This window comes from Pseudoalteromonas sp. GW168-MNA-CIBAN-0100 (assembly GCF_040309225.1).
Lineage (GTDB): Bacteria > Pseudomonadota > Gammaproteobacteria > Enterobacterales > Alteromonadaceae > Pseudoalteromonas > Pseudoalteromonas arctica.
On sequence record NZ_JBEOOL010000018.1, the window covers coordinates 81015 to 99890 of the forward strand.

At 39.7% G+C, this 18876-nt stretch carries 14 protein-coding genes and 2 rRNA genes; 6 read left to right on the top strand and 10 right to left on the bottom strand.

The genetic code is table 11. The features are described from left to right. Nucleotides 1-70 precede the first annotated feature (70 nt). Entirely contained in the window at nucleotides 71-1588 is a 1518-nt protein-coding gene (locus AAEY62_RS12515) for a capsule assembly Wzi family protein (RefSeq protein ID WP_081709170.1), read from the top strand. An 85-nt stretch (nucleotides 1589-1673) separates the two neighbouring features. Here AAEY62_RS12515 and hldE read toward each other — a convergent pair whose 3' ends face one another. After that, on the bottom strand, nucleotides 1674-3113 hold the full coding sequence (gene hldE / locus AAEY62_RS12520) for a bifunctional D-glycero-beta-D-manno-heptose-7-phosphate kinase/D-glycero-beta-D-manno-heptose 1-phosphate adenylyltransferase HldE (protein WP_024591453.1): 1440 nt from the start codon (nucleotides 3111-3113) through the stop codon (nucleotides 1674-1676). After that, nucleotides 3113-3703, bottom strand: a complete 591-nt coding sequence (locus AAEY62_RS12525) for an SIS domain-containing protein (protein ID WP_002961065.1) — start codon at nucleotides 3701-3703, stop codon at nucleotides 3113-3115. The genes hldE and AAEY62_RS12525 overlap by 1 nt, the downstream gene beginning before the upstream one ends. Before the next feature lie 182 nt (nucleotides 3704-3885). On the opposite strand from AAEY62_RS12525, the gene waaA reads away from it, so the two are divergent. Together waaA and AAEY62_RS12535 are read left to right on the top strand one after the other, a co-directional pair. Next, nucleotides 3886-5199 (top strand): lipid IV(A) 3-deoxy-D-manno-octulosonic acid transferase, encoded by a 1314-nt coding sequence (gene waaA, locus AAEY62_RS12530; RefSeq protein WP_024608036.1) that lies wholly within the window; start codon nucleotides 3886-3888, stop codon nucleotides 5197-5199. Continuing rightward, the gene (locus tag AAEY62_RS12535; RefSeq protein ID WP_101162831.1) at nucleotides 5196-5744 is read left to right on the top strand and encodes a DUF1415 domain-containing protein; all 549 of its coding nucleotides are present in this window, start codon (nucleotides 5196-5198) and stop codon (nucleotides 5742-5744) included. Before waaA ends, AAEY62_RS12535 begins: the two co-directional genes overlap by 4 nt. A gap of 60 nt (nucleotides 5745-5804) precedes the next feature. Here AAEY62_RS12535 and AAEY62_RS12540 read toward each other — a convergent pair whose 3' ends face one another. From AAEY62_RS12540 to purL, 4 genes are all read right to left on the bottom strand, one after another. After that, a complete protein-coding gene (locus AAEY62_RS12540; RefSeq protein WP_007584701.1) occupies nucleotides 5805-6134 on the bottom strand; it encodes a YdbL family probable chaperone protein in 330 nt (109 codons plus the stop codon). A gap of 11 nt (nucleotides 6135-6145) precedes the next feature. Then, on the bottom strand, nucleotides 6146-6343 hold the full coding sequence (locus AAEY62_RS12545; protein WP_024591450.1) for a YnbE family lipoprotein: 198 nt from the start codon (nucleotides 6341-6343) through the stop codon (nucleotides 6146-6148). A gap of 2 nt (nucleotides 6344-6345) precedes the next feature. Continuing rightward, on the bottom strand, nucleotides 6346-8814 hold the full coding sequence (locus AAEY62_RS12550) for an intermembrane phospholipid transport YdbH family protein (RefSeq protein WP_350635035.1): 2469 nt from the start codon (nucleotides 8812-8814) through the stop codon (nucleotides 6346-6348). Between the two features lie 120 nt (nucleotides 8815-8934). Beyond that, on the bottom strand, nucleotides 8935-12825 hold the full coding sequence (gene purL, locus AAEY62_RS12555) for a phosphoribosylformylglycinamidine synthase (protein ID WP_350635036.1): 3891 nt from the start codon (nucleotides 12823-12825) through the stop codon (nucleotides 8935-8937). 211 nt (nucleotides 12826-13036) lie between these two features. Here purL and mltF point away from each other — a divergent pair, with 211 nt between their 5' ends. Both mltF and AAEY62_RS12565 read left to right on the top strand, forming a co-directional pair. Then, nucleotides 13037-14551 (top strand): membrane-bound lytic murein transglycosylase MltF, encoded by a 1515-nt coding sequence (mltF, locus tag AAEY62_RS12560; RefSeq protein WP_350635037.1) that lies wholly within the window; start codon nucleotides 13037-13039, stop codon nucleotides 14549-14551. Between the two features lie 163 nt (nucleotides 14552-14714). Further along, a complete protein-coding gene (locus AAEY62_RS12565; protein ID WP_007584688.1) occupies nucleotides 14715-14882 on the top strand; it encodes a hypothetical protein in 168 nt (55 codons plus the stop codon). 2 nt (nucleotides 14883-14884) lie between these two features. On the opposite strand, the gene tadA is transcribed toward AAEY62_RS12565, so the two are convergent. Beyond that, the gene (tadA, locus tag AAEY62_RS12570; protein WP_010554384.1) at nucleotides 14885-15400 is read right to left on the bottom strand and encodes a tRNA adenosine(34) deaminase TadA; all 516 of its coding nucleotides are present in this window, start codon (nucleotides 15398-15400) and stop codon (nucleotides 14885-14887) included. Nucleotides 15401-15578: 178 nt separating this feature from the next. Between tadA and AAEY62_RS12575 the strand changes: the two genes are divergently transcribed. Then, nucleotides 15579-16883, top strand: a complete 1305-nt coding sequence (locus AAEY62_RS12575; RefSeq protein WP_024608030.1) for an inosine/guanosine kinase — start codon at nucleotides 15579-15581, stop codon at nucleotides 16881-16883. Nucleotides 16884-16920: 37 nt separating this feature from the next. Here the strand turns inward: AAEY62_RS12575 and glsB are convergent, their stop codons facing one another. The 3 genes from glsB to rrf (AAEY62_RS12590) form a co-directional block, all read right to left on the bottom strand. After that, nucleotides 16921-17844: a glutaminase B gene (gene glsB, locus AAEY62_RS12580; RefSeq protein ID WP_101162826.1), complete on the bottom strand. Its 924-nt coding sequence runs from the start codon at nucleotides 17842-17844 to the stop codon at nucleotides 16921-16923. Nucleotides 17845-18383: 539 nt separating this feature from the next. After that, nucleotides 18384-18498, bottom strand: a 5S ribosomal RNA gene (gene rrf / locus AAEY62_RS12585). 63 nt (nucleotides 18499-18561) lie between these two features. Beyond that, nucleotides 18562-18676 (bottom strand): 5S ribosomal RNA (gene rrf, locus AAEY62_RS12590). Nucleotides 18677-18876 lie beyond the last annotated feature (200 nt).

Consider the following 18876-nt stretch of genomic DNA (forward strand, 5'->3'; position numbering starts at 1 on the left):
CGCAATCTTAATCACAAGGATCTGAACTTTGCGAAACAGAATTTTTCTACTTTCTACTCTTTTTTGCGCTATGAGCGCATCAGTTAATGCTGAGCCATGGGTAAAACCCGATGATTATGGTCTAAGAGCTGATATTCAACAATTAGCTGATGCCGGTGTTATTTTAGCTCCTGTAACTACCTATCCGCTTATGTGGAAAAGTTTTATAAGCGATGTGGAAAGTATGCCGCTGGAGCAATTATCTCCAAGCTTACAAGATGCTTTACTTCGCGTTAAACATCGATATAAATCAGAAAATAATAGCTCACATAGTCTTCAATTATCAGCTTTTGCAGCCACAGATCCAATCATAGCAACAAGCTTTGGTGCAACAAATACTCAAGAAACAGAGCTTTCTGCAGCTTACGCTTATTTAGGCGATAACTTTGCAGCTAAAGTAGCTATAAATTATAGAAAAGACGGTAAAAAGTGTTTAGTTGATGGAAAAACGACTGACGATATAGTTACCAACGAGCAAGCTTTAACCGATTGTAACGATACCTCACTTGATGATAGTTACTTAGCTTACCGTTTAGGTAACTGGATTTTTAGAGCCGGTGCTGTTGAACAATTTTGGGGACCTGGTGTTGATAACAGCTTAATTATGTCAGGTAATGCGAAACCTTTACCTGCACTAAGTGTTACCAGAGAAAAAAGTACTGCTTTCGAGACACCATGGCTGAGCTGGATTGGTCAATGGAGCTTTACTGCACAAATGGCTAAACTTGAGTCTACGCGTGTTATACCTGATGCTTTACTGTGGAGTACTCGTGTTAATTTTCGCCCTATTCAACAGTTAGAAATTGCACTTAGCTGGTCTGCACAATGGGCTGGCGATGGACAACCTAGCTCTGCGGGTGATTTTATTGATGTTATAACTGGCCAAACAACTTGCACAGATGGTAATGACAGCTGTGACAGTCAATTTGAGTCAAAAATAGGTAATCAACTGGCTGGTATTGATATGCGCTGGTCTGATACCTTGTTAACACACCCATATGCAATCTACATTAGCACTATAGGTGAAGACGCAAGCTCTCAATTTAAGCCTTCCGACAGAGCATATCTTTTTGGTATTCAAACAACACAACGCATATACGCTCAGAACATATTAGTAAATGTTGAATATATAGATACTGGTGTTTCATGCCAAGCTGAATCAAAAGTTGAAAATTGTTACTATGAGCATGATGATAAGTTGTCGGCTTATAGATCAGGCTACCGATACCATGGTCGTACAATTGGCTCAACCTACGATAACGATGCACAATCAGTCGTTTTAACTCTGCTAGGTCAGTTATCTAATGGAAACGATTGGCAGGTAAAATTACGTAGTGTTGATTACAACAGCGATAACAGGGACCTTTACCCTAACAACCCAGATTTAGGCAATTCTATTACTAAAACAGGGTTTAACTCTAAGCAATTAGAACTGCGTTACAGAATGCTTTCTATGGGAGGACGCGTCACTTTAGGTGCTTTTGCGTCTAACAACGACGGCGCTGAAAACGATACTTCTGCATTTGCTAAGTACGAATATAACTTTTAATAAAGTAACGTATTAAAAGTAAGAAAGGGATGAAAACAGTGTTTTCATCCCTTTTTTGTATTTTTTAAGCAAACTAAATCAGTAATTACTGTTTAATTTTACTAATTACTTTTGACGTTGAGCATCCATCTAAAAATTCAAGCACTTCAACTTTTCCACCATGGCGAAGCACATGCTCAGCACCCGCTATTTGCTCTACGGTGTAGTCGCCGCCTTTAACTAAAATATCAGGGCTTATTTGCTCAATTAATTTAGCGGGAGTATCGTTTTCATCTAAGCTACCAAACGGAATAACCCAATCAACTGATGAAAGTGCACTAAGTACCATTGCACGCTCATCTAGCGGATTTATTGGACGATCTGCCCCTTTTAAACGCGTAATAGATTCATCATTATTTAATCCAACAACGAGTCTATCGCCTCGCGCTTTAGCTTGCGCTAAATAACGTACATGCCCTGCGTGTAAAATATCAAAGCAGCCATTGGTAAATACAATGGTTTCGCCGTTTTGTTTTGCAAATTCAATATGCTGAAGTACATCATCAAATGGTGTTTGGTAATGCTCGCCGGTAGTATGTAAATACTGACCAAGTTTACGACTTAACTCTTCTGGCGAAACTGTAGCTGCACCAAATTTACTAACCGCTATACCTGCTGCTAAGTTAGCAATTTCGACAGCATCTTTAGGTTCCATGCCCGCACCAAGCATAACGGCTAATGTAGCTATAACCGTATCACCGGCTCCAGTCACATCACTTACTTCAAGTTCTTGTGCTGCAAAATCAAACTTTTCATCTGCACTAATAAGCGACATACCTTGCTCAGAACGCGTAAGCAACATGGCTTTAATGCCATTTTTGCTAATTAAATCACGTGCACTTGCAGCTAAAGCTTCTTCTGAATCGGTTTGACCACCCGCTAACTTAAACTCATGTAAATTAGGCGTAATGTAATCAGCACCTTCATATAAATGTAAATCTGGCGATTTAGGGTCGATTAAAACCGTTTTTCCGGCGCCCTTAGCAAGGCTTACCATCTCTTTAATTAAGCTTAAAGATCCTTTGCTGTAATCAGAAAACACAATAAAGTCGTATTCATCAAGTACCAACTCTAAGCGGTTTAATAAAAGTTGGCTATGTTGCTCGGTAAATGTTTCTTCTAAATCAAGACGAACTAGTTGTTGGTGACGACTAATAACGCGCATTTTAGAAATAGTCGGTAAATCACATACACTGACTAATTGTGAGCTTATTTTTTCACCTTTTAGAATAGTCTCTAAAATCTGCCCGCTTTCGTCTTCACCAATTAAGCCCAGTAAGCCGACTTTTGCATCTAACCGCGCTATATTTTTTGCAACGTTAGCTGCACCGCCCGCTTTGTCTTCAAATTTACTTACTTTAACAACAGGTACTGGCGCTTCTGGCGAAATACGTCCTGTGTCGCCATACCAATAACGGTCTAGCATTACGTCGCCAACAACTAATATACGTGCTGCCGATAAATTTTTTAATAACGATAAATCCATTACTGCTGCTCCGCAACAACCATATCCATGGCTTCACATAACCAGTGACCTATAAACATGTGAGCTTCTTGAATACGTGCTGTTTCATCATTTTTTATAATGATAGGTAACTTAGCAATATCTTTTACTTTACCGCCATCACGCCCAGTTAATGCCACTGTAAAAGCACCTAGTTTATTTGCGGCTTCTAACGCTAAATTAATATTATTACTAGTACCTGATGTGGTTAAACCAATCACTAAGTCTTCTGGTTTACATAGCGCTTGAACTTGACGTTCAAACACCGTATCAAAGTGATAATCGTTGCTGTGTGCTGTTAAAATTGATGTGTCGGTGGTCAATGCCATAGAGGCAAGCGGACCACGCTCTAATTTATAACGCACTACAAATTCTGCTGCTAAATGCTGTGCATCGGCTGCACTACCGCCGTTACCAAACCATACAATCTTGCCACCAGCTTGTAATGCACTATGACATGCTTCTAACAGTTGCATAGATTCTTGATGATAAGCTTCCATCGTTTCAAATAATGCTTGATGACGGTTTAATGTTTCAACGTAGCTAGTTGCCACTGAATCGATAATTGACATGAAAAATTCCTCTAGGAACTGAAATAGCAGGGAAAAATTAAATCCATTATTCCATAATTTTATTTAATTGTGTGCATTTTATCGGGTTATAACTGAACCCAGACCATATTTTATTACGAGTATGTTTAGAAAACGGATATTTCACGGTAAACTAATGCCACTTCCCTTTACGAAAGATCAGTATGGCACGCATTTTTTACTCTCTAGCATTAATTTTTATTAGCCCACTGATTGTATTTTATCTCTATATTTTACGAGGTAAAAAAAACCAAGGCTATCGTGCACACTTTAAAGAGCGCTTTGGGTTTGTCAGTAAGTCTTTATTTACGACTAAAACCAAACCTTTAGTTTTTCATTGTGCTTCTGTTGGTGAGGTACTTGCCGCAACGCCGCTTATTAAAGCACTGCAAAAAGCGCATCCAAATTTAAATATTCTTATAACCTGTAATACCCCAACAGGCAGAGAGCAAATACTTAACCAGTTTAAAAATACTGTGGCGTGTAGCTACTTACCAATCGATTTTCCGTTTGCTACAGCCCGATTTTTAAAGCGTATAAAGCCACAAGCATTATGTATTTTAGAAACCGAGCTATGGCCAAATTTAATGGCGATAAGTCACAAAAAAAATATACCGGTACTTGTCATCAATGCAAGACTCTCTGAAAAGTCGCAGCAAGGCTATCAAAAGGTCGCTAAATTAACGCATATTATTATGCGCTCAATTACAGTACTTGCGAGTCATAACAAGGCAGATGCGGAGCGTTTTATAGAGCTTGGTCTCGAAACTTCAAAAAGCCATGTAACAGGCTCTATAAAATTTGATATAACACCAAGTGACGAGCAATTAGCCAAAGTACTTAATCTTAAACAGCTTTATAGCAGTAATAAACACAGCAATAATGAGCATAATACTGACGAGCGTTTTATATGGGTGGCAGGCTCAACACATCCTTTAGAGCATGAGTTGGTACTTTCAGCCCATCAAGAGTTACTAAAAAAGCAACCTAATGCATTACTTATAATTGCTCCGCGCCATCCAGAACAATTTGATAAAGTGGCAGAATTTTTAACGCAAAGCCCACTTAGTTTTAGCCGCCGCAGCCAAAATAGCTATAGCAATGAGCAAGTCCTCCTTGCTGATACGCTTGGTGAACTACAGTGTTTGTATGGCGCTGCAAATATCAGCTTTATTGGCGGCAGCTTAATTCGCAGAGGTGGGCATAATCCATTAGAATCAGCTGCGTTTTCGGTAGGTGTAATAACAGGTCCACACACATATAATTTTGATCATGTTTATCCCGAGCTTATAAAGCTTAAAGGCGCTTTAGTGGTTGATAACAACGACGAACTGGCAAAACAGCTTATAACGTTTAGCCAAAACACAAAAGCATGCCAAACCTTAGGTGTTAAAGCTGCTCAATGCGTTGCTAAAAACCAAGGTGCTATACAAAAAACACTTAACATTACTAATCAATATTTAGAGCCAAAACCGTGACCAACATAGCTATAAGCCAAACCCGCGAATGGGTGTCATCTGTTATTGTTAAATATAACTTTTGCCCGTTTGCCCGCAAAGAAGTAGAAAATAACTGTATTCATTATGTTGTAAGCCCAGCAACAAGTATGGATGATGCTGTAATGGATATGCTTGAGCAATGTATTGAGCTTGACCGCGAACCAGAGCGCGAAACTACCCTTATCATGTTTGACAACGGCTTTAGTGACTTTGAAGACTTTTTAGACTTGGTCGATTTAGCTAATGCACTTTTAGTCGCGCAGGGGTTTGAGGGAAAGTATCAAATTGCTAACTTTCATCCTCATTACGTATTTGCCGACAGTGATGAAACTGATGCTGCAAACTACACAAATAGAGCGCCTTTTCCTACTCTGCATTTAATTCGCGAAGCAAGTATGAGCGAAGCGCTTGATAGTTATAACGAGCCTGAATCTATTCCAGAGCATAATATAAACCTAGCAAGGCGTAAGGGTATTGATTTTTGGCAGCAGTTACTTGAAGGCTGTAAAAAACCGAGCGCTTAAATGCTCGGTTTTATTTTTGTTTGTGCAAACCTTGTGCAAAAAAAAAGCAATAACTAACGCTTATTTTTTAACCCAGTTACCATTTACTTCAACGTAATGACCACTTTGGGTTTTTTCAATTGTTTTAGCGGCAGCAAGTGCTTCAACTTGTGAAAGCGACAAGTTATTCTTTTTAGCCAGCTTTAAGTACTGCGCTTTACGCTTTGCATTTATGTCATCAACAACTGCTTTTGCTTCTGCGTTTTGTACAACAAGCCCTAAATAACCAGAGCTATCTTCACCTACAAAACCTTGGTTTTTAGCATCATCAAGGCTAATAGCCCACGCAGAGAACGACATACATACTGCACTAACTAACGTAATAATATTTAATTTTTTCTTCGTATTCATGTTCTAGCTCCTTAAAATAACTCACTGTCGTCACTAAACAAACTGTCGAGTTCTTTATCTACTTTTACGCGAATTTCGTGATCGACCTTCACATTTAAATTAATCGTAATGGGCTCTTTAGCAGACACCTCAACTCGGTGTGTGCAGGCACTTAGTGCACTAATAACACCTAGCCCGAGCAGTACTTTTATCAATAACGACTGTCTCATTATTAGTTTCCTTTTTGTGAGTATTGTAGCTCAACTTTTTGTGTAATTTCGTCACTTAAACGCAGTGCGCGTAAAAGTGTAAATACGTTTTCTTCGTGGTTATAATTAAAGTTAACTTGCTGCTGCTCTTGTTTATTATAGCCTTGTAAATTAACCCCAAGCTTTAACCAGCCATCGTTTTTTAATGCCACACTGCTATTAAGTTTTTGAATATCTAAATTAGTTAATAGCCCTAATACAGGTTGCAACTCTTGCTGTTGCTGCATTACTGAATCAAACGCGGCATTATTGGTGATTTTTAAATTACCTGTTCCTTGGCTAAATAAACTACCGTCAATTATTTCAATTTTTCCACTATCAAAATGGATAGGTAAAGACCCCGCCAAGCGCCCCGTTAATACAATGCCCGACTTATCGTCGAGTGTAACGAGTTTACTTGCATCAATGTTTTCAAACTTAACATTGGCAACTTGGTTTGGCTTCCCTATTGTGTAGGTATCTAACGAAAACTCGCCACCAAACACACTTCCTTTTACATCATTTATAAGCGCGGTATTGCTACTCACTTGCCATTGCCCTTCAATCGTTTTAACTACGGCACCGGCTCTAAACTCATTTAAATTAAAGGTAGTGGGCTTTACATTAAGCTTACCTGAATTATATTCCCCACTAAACACGCTATTTAAATCACTCACAAGGTAATCGTCATACAGTGCACTTGTATGACTAATCCCCATATTGAACAATGCATTTTGTAAGTTTACATCGCCACTAATATAGCCATTAAATTCGCCCTTAGTTAGCTGTGCAAGTGGCTCAAATTGCCTAATAAATTTATTTAACGGCAGCGCATTTTGTTCAGGAATAATGACTTCAAACGGATGATCTTGCGATGATATATGATGATTTATAACTAACTCAACATCGTTTATAAACGCGTGATGAGTGGCTTTTAGTGCACGGCTTTGCAAGCCCGTAGACTCTACTTTTATATTATTAAGTTTTATGTCAGGGCTATTAACAGCCTTTATATTCGTTTTTGCTGTTAGATCAGCAAATAATTCACCTACGCCTAAATTAGCATTTGCTGTTAATGTGTTACTTATATCTGTGACTTTAAATTCTTTATATTCTGCGCTTTTTAATTGCTGAGTTAACGCTACCTCTGCGTTTAACTGTTTATCCATTTTTGCTGTTAAATCACCTTGGTATTGCATTGCACTTATATCAAACGCATCAACACTATTAAGCGCTAATTTAACATTTATAAACCCAATTGGTTTTGAGTCAATAAATTTTCTTATATCAAAGTGACCATTTAAGCTAAGTCCATTCGCTGTTGCAGGAACAAACTCAGGCAAGATTTCAAGCATAACGGCGTAATCGCCTTTAATCGCAGCGCCAGATAACTGAGCATTAACGTTAATATTATTTATATCGGATGTATTTATTTGAGCTGATAAATTTGTCTGTAAGTTTTCAAGTGGAGATTTAATATTTAGTGTTGTATCTGTTATTAAAATATCAAATTGCTTATCGCCTTCACTCACCAAATTAATTACAGGTACACTGAGCTCACTCCCCTCTAAGCGAATTGATTGAGGGAGTTTAAGTTGCCAATTTAAAGGAACTTGATTACTCACAAAGTCTGAGTATTCACTCGGTGGAATTAACTCAGTACAGCTTGGTGTTAAATAAATTTTGTTATCAAGCAAATCGGTATTAAACATTAACGCTTGGCTATTTAAATTAAAACGAGTCGCTAATTTACCAGTGGTTAATACGTTAACTTGGCACTGCTGATTTGTATGAGAAAACTCATACATGTGAGTAAACTGGGAGCTAATATCGCCATTTAACTCAAGTTCTATACCATCAAAACTAAATGCTTGCTGAGTATTAAAATTAGCATCTGCAATTAATGTATTTTTAGTGTTTATAACGTGCTTTAAAAGAGCGTCATTAATTAAAAACTGACCACTTACTTTATTAGCAGTCAAAATTGCACTCGCGTTTATATCACCTGAGACATTAAATTTATTTAGCTCGGGTTCTAATATGCTTATTTTAAGTGGCTTATTGAACTCTTCGCTTTTTACTACAAGCTGTTTAATATTGATTAATGGGCGATTTAAGGGAAGTGCTAAATCAAGGTTTTTAGCAAGCTGATTGGCATTTTTACTTTTAGGGAGTAGATTAACTGTTAGCACTGCATTTTCAATGTCTACACGCTTTGTATTTACAGTAATACCAGTGAGTTGTAACTGTTGATTTTGATAATTTACACACACTTTATCAGAATGGATATTTAAGCTAGACGTAATTGAAAAATCGAGACAACTTAACGTAATGCCTGCTTTTTTAAGCTCAGGCGCTATAACCCACTGTAATAATGGCAAGCGAAATACATAACCAAGCAGCAAGATGCTTAGTAATACAGCTCCAACAATTAAACCAACTCGCTTAAACATACTATCCTTAAATGCTTTGTGCTTTTAGCTAAAACTATACTAATCAAAAAAGGCTGCACAATGCAGCCTTTTTTATTTTACAGCTAGATTATGAATCTAACTTGTATAAAAGTAATTAAATTACCCTACGTTTTTGCGTGCGTTACGGAACATACGCATCCACGGGCTATCCTCGATCCACTCATCAGGATGCCAAGAATTGGCAACGCTTCTGAATACGCGTTCTGGATGCGGCATCATTACAGTGGCGCGACCATCAGTAGACGTAATACCGGTAATACCTTCTGGAGAACCATTAGGATTCGCTGGGTATTGCGTTGTAGGATTACCGTAGTTATCTACAAACTTAACCGCAACAGTGCCGCTATTAAGCGCTGCTTTAGTGGCTGCATCGTTTGCAAACTCAGCACGACCTTCACCATGAGAAACCGCTATAGGCATACGCGAGCCAGCCATTCCGTTAAAGAACACAGACGGGTTTTCTTGTATTTCTACTAAACTAAAGCGTGCTTCAAAACGCTCTGATTTATTAGTTACAAAGCGCGGCCAATGTTCAGTGCCAGGGATCAGCTCTTTTAACGTTGATAACATTTGGCAACCGTTACATACACCTAAGCTAAAGGTATCTTCACGATGAAAGAAGTTTTGGAACTGATCGCGTGCCATGTCGTTAAACAAAATGGACTTAGCCCAACCTTCACCCGCACCTAGTACGTCACCGTAAGAGAAACCACCACAGGCCACTAAACCTTTAAATTGCTCAAGTGTTAAACGACCTTCTAAAATGTCGCTCATGTGTACATCAACGGCTGCAAAACCTGCACGGTTAAACGCTGCCGCCATTTCTAAATGAGAGTTAACACCTTGCTCACGTAAAATAGCCATTTGTGGTTTAGCACCCGTTGCAATGTATGGCGCCGCTATATCTTCGTTTAAATCAAAGTTAAGTTTTACGTTTAAGCCTGGATCTTTTGCATCAAATTTAGCATCAAACTCTTGCTTAGCACACTCAGGATTATCACGACGTGCTTGCATTTGATACGTTGTTTCAGCCCAAATAGTACGAAGCTCAGTACGCGTATGATTAAGTACCGTATTTTCGCCACGGTTAAATATAATCGTATCGTCACTGTTAAGCGTGCCAATGTTGTGGCTAATTGCTGCTATACCATGTTGTTCAAACACCGCATTTACTGCATCTAAATCAGCATTTGCTACTTGGATTACGGCACCTAGCTCTTCGTTATAAAGTGCTTCAATGTCTGAACCTGTTAAACCAGCTAAATCAACCGTTACACCGGTATGACCCGTAAACGCCATTTCAGCAACCGTGGTAAATAAACCACCGTCTGAGCGGTCATGATAAGCAAGTAACTTATTATCAGCTACAAGCGCTTGCATTGCGTTATAAAAGCCTTTTAATAACTCAGGGCTATCAACATCAGGTGTTACATCACCCAATTGCTTATAAACTTGCGCAAGGCTTGATGCACCCATGCGGTTTTTACCCGCACCTAAATCAACTAATATAAGCGATGTGTCGCCTTTATCTGTGCGTAGTTGTGGAGTTACTGTTTTACGTACGTCGTCAACACGACCAAACGCAGTTATAACCAGTGAAAGCGGCGACGTTACTGACTTCTCTTGTGAGTCACCTTCATCTTTCCATGTCGTTTTCATTGACATAGAATCTTTACCTACTGGAATCGTTAAACCAAGCGCAGGACAAAGCTCTTCGCCTACGGCTTTAACAGCTTCGTATAAACCAGCATCTTCACCTGGGTGACCCGCTGCTGCCATCCAGTTTGCCGATAACTTAATATTTTCAAGGCTACCGATGTTTGCACAGGCAATATTAGTTAACGACTCAGCTACAGCTAAACGAGCAGATGCACCGTAATTAAGTAATGCTGCAGGAGTACGCTCACCGAGTGACATAGCTTCACCGTGGTAAGTATCATACGTTGCCGCAGTTACTGCACAGTTAGCAACAGGTACTTGCCAAGGACCGACCATTTGATCGCGCGCTACTAAACCCGTAACTGAGCGATCGCCGATTGTTATTAGGAATGTTTTTTCTGCAATGGCTGGTAAACGCATTAAGCGCTGCGCTGCATCTGCTGCATTTATTAATGTAGTATCAAGCGCTTTACCAACAACTTGCTTTGACGTTACATCGCGGTGCATTTTAGGTGCTTTACCTAATAATACGTCCAGCGGTAAATCAACAGGGTTATTTTCAAAATGGCTGTCTGACACTGTTAAGTGAGGTTCAGCTGTTGCTTCACCAATAACAGCGTACTGGGCACGTTCACGCTTACAAATTGCTTCAAAGCGATCAAAGTCCTCTACGCCAACAGCGAGTACATAACGTTCTTGTGATTCATTACACCAAATTTCGTGTGGTGCCATGCCTGGCTCATCGTTAGGAATGCTACGTAATTGGAACTTACCACCACGTCCGCCATCATTAACAAGCTCTGGAAACGCATTTGATAAACCGCCAGCACCTACATCGTGGATGAATGCAATTGGGTTTTCATCACCTAGCTGCCAACATTTATCGATAACTTCTTGGCAACGACGTTCCATTTCTGGGTTTTCGCGTTGTACTGAAGCAAAATCTAAATCTTCGTTTGATTGACCTGAGGCCATGCTTGATGCAGCACCACCGCCTAAACCAATGTTCATTGCAGGTCCACCTAGCGCAATTAATTTAGCGCCAACAGGAATATCGCCTTTTTGAACATGATCAGAGCGAATATTACCTAAACCACCGGCAAGCATAATGGGTTTATGGTAACCACGTACTTCTTCGCCATTATGGCTTGTTACTTTTTCTTCGTAAGTACGAAAGTAGCCTAATAAGTTAGGACGACCAAACTCATTATTAAATGCAGCGCCACCTAGTGGACCCTCCGTCATTATATCAAGCGCGTTAACAATACGACTTGGCTTACCAAAATCGCTTTCCCATGGTTGCTCGTAACCTGGAATACGTAAGTTTGATACAGTAAAGCCAACTAAACCTGCTTTTGGCTTAGAGCCACGACCAGTTGCGCCTTCATCGCGAATCTCACCACCAGAGCCTGTAGCCGCACCAGAGAATGGCGCGATAGCTGTTGGGTGGTTATGCGTTTCAACTTTCATTAGTATTTCAATGTCTTCTTGATGATACGCATATTCACCTTGCGCATTTGGGAAGAAGCGACCCGCTTTTGAGCCTTTCATTACTGCCGCGTTATCTTTATACGCCGACAATACATTTTCAGGATTTAACTCAAACGTATTTTTAATCATTTTAAACAGCGATTTTGGCTGCTCTTTTCCATCGATTGTCCAGTCAGCATTAAATATTTTATGGCGACAATGCTCTGAGTTTGCTTGTGCAAACATAAACAATTCGATGTCGTTAGGGTTACGTCCTAACTTTATAAAGTTTTCTACCAAGTAATCTATTTCGTCATCAGCAAGGGCAAAACCTTGCTCAACATTGGCTATTGCTAATGCTTCGCGTCCGCCACCTAAAATATCAACAGACGACATTTGGCGCGGTGCATCACTGCGAAACAGTTGTGCAGCATCTTCAAGCTCACTATGCGTGGCTTCGGTCATACGGTCGTGCAATAACGCAATTACTTGTGCAAGTTGTTCTGCGTTTAAGTCACCTTCAACATAATAAGCAATACCGCGTTCAACACGGTGAACCTGTTTTAAACCACAGTTATGGGCAATATCGGTTGCTTTAGATGCCCAAGGTGAAATGGTACCTGGGCGAGGTGTAACAAGTACAAGTTTGCCAGCTGGGGTATGCTCAGCAATAGTTGGACCGTAAGTTAATAGTTTTTCAAGCTTGGTTTGCTCGGAGCTACTCAACGGCGATGTTAAATCGGCAAAGTGAGCATACTCGGCGTATACGTTAGTGACTGGAAGTTGCGATTGTTGGCAACGCGCTAAAATTTTATTAACTCTGAACTCTGACAGTGCTGGTGCACCACGAAGGATCAACATAGGTAATTTCATCCGGGGTTAGGGATTGAACGATATTTTAGGCACGCATTATAGTCCAATTAGCATTCAGATTTAACTCAAAATTACGCTTTTCATAAAATTAACTTTTTAGCTTTATTTATAGCCTCTTTTGGTTAATAAAATAAAAGGTAAAGTGACGCGATGGCTTAGTTTTGCTATAACGGTGACTGGCGAGCTTAAGGGGCACTCAATGTTCAAAGAAAAACTAATAATAATCATTACTTTAGTTATGCTGTTATGTGCATGCGATATGCAAGAGCAGCCAACTCAACTCGCCCAAATAAAAGAACACAATAAAATACGTGTGGGTACCCTTGCCAGTGCTAGTAATTATTATCAAGCCGTTCAAGGTGAGCAAGGCTTTGAATATGAGTTATCTCAAGCCTTCGCTGAATATTTAGGTGTAGAGCTTGAAATAGTCCCTTTCTTTAACTTATCTGACATGTTTGAACGCCTTGAAAGCGGTGATTTAGACTTAATAGCGTCAGGACTTACCTATAATAAAACCCGTGCAGAGCAATACCGTTACGGACCAACTTACAGAACAATCAGCCAAAAGTTAGTTTATAAACAAGGGCGCGTTCGTCCTCGAGAGTTTGACGATTTAGATGGCAACTTTACTGTTATAGCTAAAAGTAGCCACTCGCTTACTCTACAAAAAATGAAGAAGAACAATCCAGATCTCACTTGGATAGAAAGCGAAGAGTTTGATGAAGAAGAACTACTTCAAGCAGTTATTGATGGCGAGATAGATTACACACTCGCTGATACGCATACGCTATCGCTGTTTCGCCGTTATCACCCAAATTTAAGCATTGGTTTTTCAGTTAGCCATAACGACCCGATTGCATGGATACTTAATAAATCTAAAGACGACTCTTTATATGCGTTGTTGGTGCCATTTTTTGGTGACGTTAAGCAAAGTAACCAGCTCTATGTACTTGAAGAAAAATACTTTGGTCACGTGCGCCAATTTAACTATGTAAATACTCTAGCTTATATAGAAGCAATTAAAGAAACCTTACCAACATACCAGCCATGGTTTGAACAGTATGCAGGTAGCCTTGACTGGCGATTATTAGCGGCACTAAGCTATCAAGAATCTATGTGGAATCCTCGCGCTAAATCACCAACAGGTGTGCGCGGCATCATGATGCTAACTCGCAGTACAGCCAAACAAGCAGGTGTTACTAACCGGTTAGAACCAGAGCAAAACATTCGTGGTGGTGCTAAATACTTAAGCAAGCTTATTAAACGTATTCCTGACCGTATCCCGCAACCCGACCGCACATGGCTTGCTTTGGCCGGATACAATGTAGGTTGGGGACATGTTAACGATGCACGTATAATTACCGAACAGCAAGGCGCAAGCCCTGATAAGTGGGCTGATGTAAAAAAACGCCTACCGCTATTAATTAAAAAGCGCTATTACCGTAAAACTCGCTACGGTTATGCCCGAGGCGATGTAGCTGTTAAATATGTTGATAATATTCGTCGCTATTACGATGCACTTGTTTGGCTAGATGAAAATGATGCTATTGCTACAGAGCCTGAGCCAGTTACAGAGCTGAGCACTGATACTGAGCTAAAGCAAAACGAAAAAAGTGAAGTGAAAAGTGAAGTAAAAAGTAAGGCAGATGAAGCTCAAACAGAAAAACAACAACCTATAATCGAACCCGAACAGTCGAGTGAAAACAATGGCTAAGATTAATATAAGTACCCGTTTATTGAGCATGTCAGTAAGCAAAATTTAAGTAAATTAAATATCTGTTTACTTGTCACCAAATGATCACTAATGTGTGTTAATTGTATATCATTATTTTATAAGATATACCCGTGCCTTTCTCACTCTTGCATTAGGAGAAAACATGCTAAAACGTAGACGCACACAAAGATTAAAACGCAATGTCATTTATTCAACGGCCACACGTCGTCGTGTTATGTTGCGAAAACTACACAAAAAAATCATCTGGCGTCGCCGAATGTTTGCTATGCAGCAAATGGCTGAATCAGAAATAGAGCCAATCGCTAGTTAACTTTAGTTAGGCTTATTTATTTGATCATCACGAGCAGCTTTCTTAGCTGCTTTAATTTGCGCTCTTCTACGTTTAAAAAAATTCGAAATAGTATCCCCGCACTGCTGTGCCAAAACACCACCGCACACCTCAACTTGATGATTTAACTTAGGCTCTTGTAATAAATTCATAATTGAACCCGCAGACCCTGTTTTCGCATCGACTGCTCCAAACACTAAACGCTTTATTCTGCTATGCACTAACAATCCCGCACACATAGAACAAGGCTCTAACGTTACGTATAGGGTGCAATCAATTAAGCGGTAATTGTTAAGGACTTTTCCAGCTTCTCGCACTGCAATCATTTCGGCATGGGCAGATGGGTCATTATCCGTTATTGAGCGGTTATACCCGACTGAAACTAGCTGGTTATCTTTGACTACAATTGCTCCAACCGGAATTTCATCAAGCAGCTCTGCTTGCTTTGCATACAAAAGCGCTTGTTCCATCCAGTAGGAATCATCAAATGGTTCGTTCATTATTTCTACTTAAATAACCTTTTATGCTGTAATTATACCTAGTTAGCACTCTAAAGTGCGCCATTCATTACTTTATTCCAAAAATAAAACAATATTTACCCGTTTGTAATGGCTCACTCGTGCTGATTTACGCTATAATCTCACGCTTTTTTTATTTAGCTCACAACACGGGTAGCAAATGAAATTTCCTGGACGCCGCAGGCATAAACATTATTTTCCAGTGGAAGCCAAAGATCCACTTACCAATCAACTTAACGCAACAGAGCGATTACAACGTAGTTATATTACGGGTATCGATCAGATCGTTGTTGATATAGAGGCAAAAGTTGATCAAGCTTTCCTTGACGAATTTCAACTACGTAGGGGGATGTCGCAAGTTATTGATAGCGATACAACAAACGCCTTATACGATCGTTTAAAATTAAACAATATGGTTGATTTTGAGTTTGCCGGTGGAACCATTGGTAACACTATGCACAACTACTCTGTACTTGCAGATGATCGCTCAGTTTTATTAGGCGTAATGAGCGAAAATATAAAAATAGGTAGCTACGCTTACCGTTTTTTATGTAATACCTCAAGCCGTGTAGACTTAAACTACCTTCAACCAGTTGATGGACCTGTAGGCCGTTGTTTTACATTAATTGATGAAACCGGTGAGCGTACTTTTGCAATAAGTGCAGGCTTAATGAATCACTTACGTCCTGAATCTATTGATAAAAGTCTTATTGAGAATTCATCAGCGTTAGTGATCAGTGCCTACCTTATGCGCACACAAGGTAGCGAAACAATGACTGAAGCCACTATGCAAGCGGTAAAATACGCTAATGACGCAGGTGTGCCAGTTGTGCTTACACTCGGAACTAAATTCTTAATTGAACAAGACCCTACTTGGTGGGCAAACTTTGTTGAAAAGCATGTTGATATTCTTGCTATGAACGAAGAAGAAGGTTTAGCTATTACAGGTTTTGAAGATCCTCTTCTAGCTGCTGATAAAGCACTTGATTGGGTAGACTTAGTTATTTGTACCGCTGGCGAAAAAGGCTTATTTATGGCCGGCTACGTAGACGAAAGCTTAAAGCGTGAAACCGAATACCCGTTACTACCAGGCGCCATACCTGATTTTAACCGTTACGAATTCTCACGAGCTATGCGTAAAGATGAGTGTGATGAACCTATCAGAGCATATAGTCATACGGCCCCATTTATGGGTGGACCTGATTCAATCAAAAACACCAATGGTGCAGGTGATTGCGCACTTGCGGCTGTACTACATGATTTGTCAGCGAATGTTTACCACAAGCTTAATGTGGCAAACTCAGCTAAACATCAGCAACAAGCTATTACTTACTCGTCACTATCGCAAATTAGTAAATATGCTAACCGAGCGAGCTATGAAGTATTAGTTCAGCACTCTCCGCGTTTATCTCGTGGTTTACCTGAACGTGAAGATTGTTTAGAACAAGTTTATTGGGAACAATAAATAACGGTGGGAGCAATTATTGCTCCCTATCGATTTCCTAAAAAATAGAAATATCGAGCTTTTTAGATAGCAGTTCCAGCGCTGCAATTCCTGCAACCGAATTACCAAACGAATTAAGCCCCGGAGAATAAACAGCTACAGTAAACTTATTTGGTAACACAGCTAAAATAGTTCCTGACACTCCCGACTTACCTGGCATGCCCACTCTGTAACCAAAATCACCGGCAGCATCATATAAACCACTCGTGAATAAAAGCGAATTAAGCTGTTTATTCTGACGACTACTTAAAACACGATTGCCCGATCGATTATCAACACCTTTATTAGCTAAAAAATTATAAGCTTTTGCTAATTCAATACAGTTGAGCTCAATAGAACAAAAGTTAAAGTAAGCCCACAAAACATCATCTACTTCGTTTTCAAAATTACCAAACGACTTCATTAAATGTGCCATAGCAGCATTACGATGCCTAAATTCATACTCAGAATTAGCAACTTTTTTATCAATTACTATGCCTCTATTACCAGCTAATAACCTGAAGGTTTCGAGCATAGAATGCATTGGCGCAGATAAGCGGCTGTATAACGCATCACACGTTACAATTGCGCCTGCATTGATGAATGGGTTACGAGGTATTCCCTTTTCAAACTCAAGCTGTGTAAGCGAGTTAAAGGCTGTACCTGAGGGTTCCTTTCCGACTCTATGCCAAAGTTCATCACCATAACGCTGTAGTGCCATAGTAAGTGTCATAACTTTAGAAACTGATTGAATAGTAAAGCGTTGAGAACAATCCCCCGCACATACAGTTTCACCATCAGTTGTATAAATAGCGATAGAAAATTGTTCCGGATCAACCTCGGCAAGCGCCGGTATATAATCAGCTACTTTCCCTTGTGATAATAAAGGACGTACTTCATATGCGATTTCATCAAGCACCTTTTGGTAATCAGCTGTAGGCAATCTAGACCTCTATATCGTCATTCATAAAAATTGGATTTTAACACGCGCTATTAAGTGCACCTAGTTTTGTTGTCGAATTTAACGGTGAGATTTTACTAAATTTAAATAGAAAAAAACGTCACATTACTGTATCTGGTTTCTCTTAATTAAATCCTGGTAATGTCATGGTGCCCACTGCGGTGGAGAGTCACAGTGCAAATGCTACGAACTCATTGTCGAGCGGAGATTTTTATGATTTTAGCGTCGGGAGTCGCTACGCTCGCCCGACCTACGTAATAGGTGTTAATGTGAGTGGGTGTTAATTGCGCGTATTTCACTTTTCTGCAGACATAAAAAAGCCCGAATCTTAAATTCGGGCGCTCTACAATGTGAAGTCGGTGCGCTACGCAGTAGGATGTCGTAGTGCCCACAGCGGTAGAGAGTCACATAGCAAATACTACACTATTATTAATCGTATCGTCTCTTAGTATGCAGAGTTTTACTAATTTCAAAAAGCAAAAAACCCGTTACATTGCTGTAACGGGTTTCTCTTAATTAAATCCTGGTAATGTCCTACTTTCACATAGCAAATGCTACACTATCATCGGCGCTGTTTCGTTTCACTACTGAGTTCGGCATGGAATCAGGTGGGTCCAAAACGCTATTGTCACCAAGAAAATTCTTTTCAATTTTCTTATTTTTAATTATTAAGATTAAAGTCCTTCGACTGAATTTGAAGCCTGGTAATGTCCTACTTTCACATAGCAAATGCTACACTATCATCGGCGCTGTTTCGTTTCACTACTGAGTTCGGCATGGGATCAGGTGGGTCCAAAACGCTATTGTCACCAAGCAAATTTGGGCGTTAATCCGTATCGCTACGCACTAACTGAATTTGGAAAATATCTGATAATATTTTTTAAGTCTTTCTAAGTAATATCTACTTTAGTCATATTAACTTCTGTCTAAACTGTCGCATAAAACGCGTTTGGCGTTGTATGGTTAAGCCTCACGGGTAATTAGTACAAGTTAGCTTAATGGCTCACACCACTT

Excerpts from the sequence above, each read along its gene's own strand:
- AAEY62_RS12515 (WP_081709170.1), top strand. The coding sequence starts at position 71 with ATGAGCGCATCAGTTAATGCTGAGCCATGGGTAAAACCCGATGATTAT.
- hldE (WP_024591453.1), bottom strand. The coding sequence starts at position 3,113 with ATGGATTTATCGTTATTAAAAAATTTATCGGCAGCACGTATATTAGTT.
- AAEY62_RS12525 (WP_002961065.1), bottom strand. The coding sequence starts at position 3,703 with ATGTCAATTATCGATTCAGTGGCAACTAGCTACGTTGAAACATTAAAC.
- waaA (WP_024608036.1), top strand. The coding sequence starts at position 3,886 with ATGGCACGCATTTTTTACTCTCTAGCATTAATTTTTATTAGCCCACTG.
- AAEY62_RS12540 (WP_007584701.1), bottom strand. The coding sequence starts at position 6,134 with ATGAATACGAAGAAAAAATTAAATATTATTACGTTAGTTAGTGCAGTA.
- AAEY62_RS12545 (WP_024591450.1), bottom strand. The coding sequence starts at position 6,343 with ATGAGACAGTCGTTATTGATAAAAGTACTGCTCGGGCTAGGTGTTATT.
- AAEY62_RS12550 (WP_350635035.1), bottom strand. The coding sequence starts at position 8,814 with ATGTTTAAGCGAGTTGGTTTAATTGTTGGAGCTGTATTACTAAGCATC.
- purL (WP_350635036.1), bottom strand. The coding sequence starts at position 12,825 with ATGTTGATCCTTCGTGGTGCACCAGCACTGTCAGAGTTCAGAGTTAAT.
- mltF (WP_350635037.1), top strand. The coding sequence starts at position 13,037 with ATGTTCAAAGAAAAACTAATAATAATCATTACTTTAGTTATGCTGTTA.
- AAEY62_RS12565 (WP_007584688.1), top strand. The coding sequence starts at position 14,715 with ATGCTAAAACGTAGACGCACACAAAGATTAAAACGCAATGTCATTTAT.
- tadA (WP_010554384.1), bottom strand. The coding sequence starts at position 15,400 with ATGAACGAACCATTTGATGATTCCTACTGGATGGAACAAGCGCTTTTG.
- AAEY62_RS12575 (WP_024608030.1), top strand. The coding sequence starts at position 15,579 with ATGAAATTTCCTGGACGCCGCAGGCATAAACATTATTTTCCAGTGGAA.